This is a genomic window from Komagataeibacter intermedius TF2 (assembly GCF_000964425.1).
GTDB classification, from domain to species: domain Bacteria; phylum Pseudomonadota; class Alphaproteobacteria; order Acetobacterales; family Acetobacteraceae; genus Komagataeibacter; species Komagataeibacter intermedius.
On sequence record NZ_BANF01000012.1, the window covers coordinates 140858 to 147856 of the forward strand.

At 62.5% G+C, this 6999-nt stretch carries 5 protein-coding genes; 4 read left to right on the forward strand and 1 reads right to left on the reverse strand.

Annotated features, from left to right (window positions below):
- Window positions 1-41: 41 nt before the first annotated feature.
- The 4 genes from shc (at window position 42) to B7449_RS03070 (ending at window position 6716) form a co-directional block, all read left to right on the forward strand.
- Window positions 42-2075, forward strand: a complete 2034-nt coding sequence (gene shc / locus B7449_RS03055) for a squalene--hopene cyclase (RefSeq protein WP_235721272.1) — start codon at window positions 42-44, stop codon at window positions 2073-2075.
- A gap of 15 nt (window positions 2076-2090) precedes the next feature.
- Entirely contained in the window at window positions 2091-2771 is a 681-nt protein-coding gene (locus B7449_RS03060; protein ID WP_039733307.1) for a phosphorylase family protein, read from the forward strand.
- Window positions 2772-3092: 321 nt separating this feature from the next.
- The gene (locus B7449_RS03065; RefSeq protein WP_039733306.1) at window positions 3093-4304 is read left to right on the forward strand and encodes an acetate/propionate family kinase; all 1212 of its coding nucleotides are present in this window, start codon (window positions 3093-3095) and stop codon (window positions 4302-4304) included.
- A 42-nt stretch (window positions 4305-4346) separates the two neighbouring features.
- A complete protein-coding gene (locus B7449_RS03070) occupies window positions 4347-6716 on the forward strand; it encodes a phosphoketolase family protein (protein WP_039733305.1) in 2370 nt (789 codons plus the stop codon).
- 62 nt (window positions 6717-6778) lie between these two features.
- On the opposite strand, the gene B7449_RS22040 is transcribed toward B7449_RS03070, so the two are convergent.
- The coding region (locus tag B7449_RS22040; RefSeq protein WP_048883202.1) for a hypothetical protein at window positions 6779-6999 on the reverse strand (221 nt) is incomplete at its 5' end.

Below are 6999 nucleotides of genomic sequence, written 5' to 3' on the forward strand. Positions count from 1 at the left end.
TCTGCAACAGGCCCCCGTCATGACACGGGGAACGTGGAATAATGGCAAAGACACCCGAGACGACGACCACAGCAACCCGCACCCGCAAGACGACAGCAACACCCCGCCGGGCGACCAGACCCCGTGTCGCGCCGGATGCCCCGCTGGACCCGGCCGATCTGGATCAGGCGGTGACGCGCGCGCATGCGGCGCTGGGCAGGCGGCAGGCAGATGACGGGCACTGGGTCTTTGACCTGGAGGCCGACGCCACCATCCCGGCGGAATACGTGCTGCTGGAACATTATCTGGACCGCATCGACCCCGATCTGGAACAGCGGATCGGCATATATCTGCGTCGGCTTCAGGGCGCGCATGGTGGCTGGCCACTGTATCAGGACGGAACGTTCGACCTGTCAGCTTCGGTCAAGGCGTATTTTGCCCTCAAGGCGATTGGCGACAGCGTGCATGCGCCGCACATGGTGCGCGCGCGGCAGGCCATCCTTGACCATGGCGGGGCGGAACGGACCAATGTGTTCACCCGCATCCAGCTTGCCCTGTTTGGTGACGTGCCGTGGGACGCGGCTCCCGTCATGCCGGTCGAAATCATGCTGCTGCCGCGCAGGGCGCTGTTCTCGGTGTGGAACATGTCGTACTGGTCGCGCACGGTGATCGCGCCGCTGCTGGTGCTGGCTGCACTCCGTCCCACCGCGGTTAATCCGCGCCGGGTGCATGTGCACGAACTGTTCGTGACACCGCCGGGAAAGGTACGGGACTGGATTCGCGGGCCATACCGCTCCGTCTGGGGGCATGTGTTCCGGTATGCGGATGCGGTGCTGCGGCCCGCTGAACGCCTGATCCCCGAAAAGACCCGCCGCCGGGCCATACAGGCGGCGGTCGATTTCATCGAGCCACGGCTGAACGGGCGGGATGGGCTGGGCGCCATTTACCCCGCCATGGCCAATACGGTCATGATGTTCCGCGCGCTGGGCATATCTGATGACGACCCGCGCGCAAAAGCCGCGTGGGAGGCAGTAAGGCGCCTGCTGGTCAATCAGGGCAAGGAAACCTACTGCCAGCCCTGCGTCTCCCCCGTCTGGGATACCGGCCTTGCCGGTCATGCCATGATCGAGGCCGCATCCGGCCCCAGCGGCATCGCGCCGGAGGAGACCAGGCAGAAACTGGCGACTGCCGCAAGGTGGCTGCGTGAACGCCAGATACTGGACGTCAGGGGTGACTGGTCCATCAACCGCCCCGGTGTCCGGCCTGGCGGGTGGGCGTTCCAGTACGCCAACGACTATTATCCCGATGTGGATGACACTGCCGTTGTCGGCATGCTGCTGCACCGCGATGGCGACCCGGCCAATGCGGATGCGATTGCCCGCGCGCGGGAATGGATCATCGGCATGCAGGGCAGCAATGGCGGCTGGGGCGCGTTCGATGTTGATAACAGCCGCGACGTGCTCAACCACATTCCCTTTGCCGACCATGGTGCCTTGCTTGACCCGCCCACGGCGGATGTGACGGCGCGCTGCATTTCCTTCCTTGCGCAACTGCGTCAGGTCGAGGACCATGGCGCGATCGAACGCGGTATCGCCTATCTGCGCAGGGAGCAGGAAAAGGATGGGTCGTGGTTCGGGCGCTGGGGCACCAACTACATCTATGGCACGTGGTCCGTGCTGTGCGCGCTCAATGCCGCCGGGATGCCGCATGGCGATCCCATGATTATCCGTGCGGTCGACTGGCTCCGCCGCCACCAGCGCGCCGATGGCGGCTGGGGCGAAGGCTGCGACAGTTATGAAGGCGGTGCGCATGGTGACTATAAGCAGAGCCTGCCTTCGCAGACAGCATGGGCCGTACTGGGCATGATGGCGGTCGGCCTGCGGGATGATCCGGCCGTGGCGCGGGGCATTGCCTGGCTGGGCCGCGCGCAGGGCAGGAATGGCGAATGGAAGGAAGAACCCTATAACGCCGTCGGTTTCCCCAGGGTATTTTACCTGCGCTACCATGGCTACCGGCAGTTCTTCCCGCTTCTGGCCCTGTCGCGGTACCGGAACATGCAGCTGAGCAATTCCGGCCGTGTTGGCTACGGTTTCTGACAGGGGGCGGTAACAATGTCCGATAGTGTATCTGTGTCCCCATTTTCCCGGCTGGGTATCGTGGTGGGGATGGAGGCGGAAGCATCCCTGATCCGTCCTTTCCTGCCCACGGCCCGTTTCGGGTTGAGCGGGGCCACCCTGTCCGGTGCGCGGCAGGCCGTGCTGGATCTGGTGGAAAGCGGGGTGGATGCGCTGCTGTCCTTCGGGCTTGCGGCGGGGCTGGATCCCGCGCTTCGGCCCGGGGCGGTGGTCATGTCGCGCCATGTCATGGTCAATGGCGAACGTCTGCCTGCCGCCCCCGCCCTGCTGGACTGGCTGGGGGCGGACCGGGCGGATGTCATCAATGGCGACCTGCTGCATAGCGACGTGATCGTCACCGCAGCCACGCGCAAGACGGCCCTGTTCCACCAGACAGGGTGCGTGGCGCTGGATATGGAAAGTGGCGTGGTGGCGGAAATGGCCGCGGCCCGGCAGGTGCCCTTTGCCGTCATGCGCGTCGTGTGCGACCCGGCGGACCGGACCCTGCCACCCGCTGCGGTTGTGGCGCTGCGGCCGGATGGCAGTCTGGCGGTCGGGGCGCTTGTGCGCAGCATTGCCTGCAACCCGTTCCAGATTCCGGCGCTGATCCGGGTGGGACGGGATGCGGGGCAGGCGCGCGCGGCGGCAAAGGCGGCACTGGAACGGCGTTTTTCCTGATCCGGACCGGGGCCGTCATCAGTGCAGGCAGGAATGACCGGGCGTGTGGCACGCGGATGTGATATGCGTTGCCATGGCAGGGGAACCGTGCGCGGGTGTCCGCCTGTCACGACGTTATTGAATTAACTGTTTGATTTTAAGTCGTTTTTAGTGTGTTCCGGGTCCGTGTATCCATGCCGGATGGATGCACCATGCGGGATGCAGCCCGTTATTTCGCTTCCTTGATGCCTGCTGCGATGTAGGCAATTGATTCGCATCAATGTCACGGACGGCAGATCAGCGTGACATATTGCCGGTTGTAAAAAACAGGGGGAGACAGCCATGACGCGCGCTGTGCTGGCACTGAACGCAGGATCATCCAGCCTGAAGTTCGCCCTGTTCGCCATTGAACCGGGGGAAACGGCAGCCTCCCCCAGCCATCGCATTGCATCAGGGGAGCTTGAGGGAATCGGCATCCACCCCCATTTCGTCGCCCATGATGCAGCCGGCCGCGTGCTGGTGGATGAAAAATGGGCCCCCGTGGCCGAGGGCGCCGGGGATGCGGCGCATCATGGCCCCATGGCGACGCTCATGGAATGGGTGGGCAGGCAGCTGGGGAATGTGGATCTCATGGCGGTTGGCCATCGCGTGGTGCATGGTGGCCCGGAATTCATCGCCCCCGTGCGGGTCACCCCGGATATTCTGGCCCGGCTTGCGGCCCTGACCCCCTTTGCCCCGCTGCACCAGCCCGGCAGCCTTGCGCCGATCCGTGCGCTGTTGGAGCAGCATCCCGACCTGCCGCAGGTCGCGTGTTTCGATACCGGCTTCCATCATACCCTGCCCGCGGTTGCGCAGGCGCAGGCCCTGCCGCGGGATTACGCCGCCCGGGGCGTGCGACGGTACGGGTTTCATGGGCTATCGTACGAATACATTGCGTCCGCTCTGCGCACGCGCGCGCCACATCTGGCGCAGGGGCGGACAATTGTCGCGCATATCGGCAGCGGGGGCAGTCTGTGCGCCCTGCAGGCCGGGCGCAGCATTGATACCACCATGGGCTTTTCGGTGCTGGATGGCCTGGTCATGGGGACACGGTGCGGGCATCTGGACCCCGGCGTCATCCTGTACATGCTCAAGGAAGAAGGGCTGGGTGCGGCGGAGATCGAAAATATCCTCTACCACCGCTCCGGACTGCTGGGGGTGTCAGGCCTGTCGGCGGATATGCGCGACCTGCACGCCCATGCCGGGGTCAGCCCCGAGGTGACGCAGGCGCTTGACCTGTTCGTCTATCGTTTTGCCCAGCAGGCCGGCGGCATGATGGCGGCGCTGCAGGGGCTGGACGGGCTGGTGTTTACCGCGGGCATCGGGGAACATGACGCCCTGATCCGTGCGGCGATCTGCAAACGGCTGGAATGGGCGGGTGTCCGCCTTGATGCGCAGGCCAATGCCGCGCACCACGAAATCATAAGCATGCCCGATAGTGCCGTGGAGGTGCGGGTCATCCCCACCGATGAGGAAACGACAATCCGTCGGCATGTGCTGATGTGTCTGTCCTGAACGCAGGCCGGACAGGGATAGAATGTCTCGGAAGGAACGGAAATGAGTGAAACTGCATCCGCAACGCCGCTGTCCGCAGCGGATGTCGCGCTGTTCAACAAGTGGTGGCATGCAGCAAACTATCTGTCGATTGCCCAGATCTACCTGCTGACGAACCCGCTGCTGCGTGAACCGCTGAAGCTGGAACATACCAAGCCCCGGCTGCTGGGCCACTGGGGCACCACGCCGGGCCTGAACTTCCTGTACCTGCACCTCAACCGCATCATCCGCGAACAGGATCGCAGCATCCTGTTCGTGGCGGGGCCGGGCCACGGAGCGCCGGGTGTGGTGGCGAGCACCTATCTGGAAGGCACGTACAGCGAGTATTTCCCCGAAGTATCGCAGGATGCGGATGGTCTGGCGAAGCTGGTCAAGCAGTTCTCCTTCCCCGGTGGCATTCCCAGCCATGCGGCGCCCACCACGCCGGGTTCCATCAATGAAGGTGGCGAACTGGGGTATTCGCTGTCCCACGCCTATGGCGCGGCGTTCGATAATCCAGACCTGGTCGTGGCCTGTGTTGTGGGCGATGGCGAAGCCGAAACCGGGCCGATGGCGACGTCGTGGCACAGCAACAAGTTCCTGGACCCGAAGACTGATGGCGCGGTCCTGCCGATCCTGCACCTGAACGGCTACAAGATCGCCAATCCGACCGTGCTTGCCCGTATCCCGACCGAGGAACTGCTCAGCCTGTTCCGGGGCTACGGCTATGACCCGATCGAGGTGGCGGGCGATGATCCCGACACCATGCACCAGAAAATGGCCGTGGCGATGGACACGGCCTTTGCAAAGATTGCGGACATCCAGAAAGCCGCGCGCGAGAAGAATGAAACCGCGCGTCCGGCATGGCCCATGATCATCATGCGCACGCCCAAGGGCTGGACCTGTCCCAAGACGGTCGATGGCCTGCGCACGGAAGGGTACTGGCGCGCCCATCAGGTGCCCATTACCGACATGACCAACCCGACCCACCTGAAGCTGCTGGACGAATGGCTGCATAGCTACAGGCCGGAAGAACTGTTTGACGAGAATGGCACCCTGATGCCGGAAATCGCGGCGCTGGCGCCCAAGGGCGACCGCCGCATGAGCGCCAACCCGCACGCCAATGGCGGCCTGCTGCGCCGTGACCTGCGCCTGCCGGATGTGACGGAGTATGCCGTGACCGTCTCCTCGCCGGGGCATGAACTTGGCGAAGGTACCCGCGTACTGGGCACGTGGCTGCGTGATGTGATGAAGGCCAATCTGTCTGCCCGCAACTTCCGCGTGCTGGCGCCCGATGAAAACAACTCCAACCGCCTGAACGCGGTGCTGGACGTGACCAACCGGGCGTGGAATGCCGAGACCTTCGATTACGATGACCATCTGGCGGTTGATGGTCATGTGATGGAAATCCTGAGCGAACACACCTGCCAGGGCTGGCTGGAGGGGTATCTGCTGACCGGTCGCCATGGCTTCATGTCATGCTATGAGGCATTCATCCACATCGTGGATTCGATGGTTAACCAGCATGCCAAATGGATCAAGCAGGCGGATGAGGTCTCATGGCGTGCGCCGATCGCATCACTGAACTACCTGCTGACATCGCATGTGTGGCGGCAGGATCATAACGGGTTCAGCCATCAGGATCCCGGTTTCATCGATCATGTGCTGAACAAGAAGGCCAAGACGGTGCGGGTGTTCCTGCCGCCTGATGGCAACACCCTGCTGTGTGTGGCCAAATCCTGTCTTGAAAGCCGTGACCGCGTGAACGTGATCGTGGCAGGCAAGCAGCCCGAACCACAGTGGCTGGACATGGATTCCGCCATTGCGCATTGCGCCAAGGGCATCGGGATCTGGGAATGGGCCAGCAACGACAAGGGCGGTGAACCCGATGTGGTCATGGCCTGTGCCGGTGACGTGCCGACAATCGAAACGCTGGCAGCCGTGCAGTTGCTGAACAAGCACCTGCCGGACCTGAAGATCCGTGTGATCAATGTGGTTGACCTGCTGACCCTTGAATCGAAGTCCCAGCATCCCGATGGTCTGGATGATTTCGTGTTTGACAGCCTGTTTACCACCGACAAGCCGGTGATTTTCGCGTTCCATGGCTATCCCGCGCTGATTCACAAGCTGATTTACAAGCGGACCAACTGCCGCAACTTCCATGTGCATGGTTATCGGGAAGAAGGGTCCACCACCACGCCGTTCGATATGACGGTGCGGAACAACCTGGACCGTTTCCATCTGGTGCAGAACGTTATCCGGCATGTGCCAGGGCTGGCGGCCAGGGCGGCGTATGCGAACCAGGCCATCAGTGACAAGCTGGTCGAGCACAAGCGTTACGTGGCTGAATATGGTCAGGACCTGCCGGAAATCCGCAACTGGCGCTGGTCATAAGGCATCGGTGTCCAGAAGGGACATGAACGAAAGGGGGAGGGCAGTAATGCTCTTCCCTTTTTTTATGCCAGTGTCGGAATATCCTGCCATTTGTAATGAATAAAAGTTTTTGGGTGCAGATTTTTTCCAACAAAGGAGTGTTCTTCGAAGCTTTTTGGAAAAATCTTCACCAAAAACTTCTTTTTGAATTTTACGAAGCCATTTTTATTTGAATAGATGCAATCAATTGGGCCAGTCGTCAGGAGCAGGAGCAGGAGCAGGAGCAGGAGCAGGAGCAGGAGCA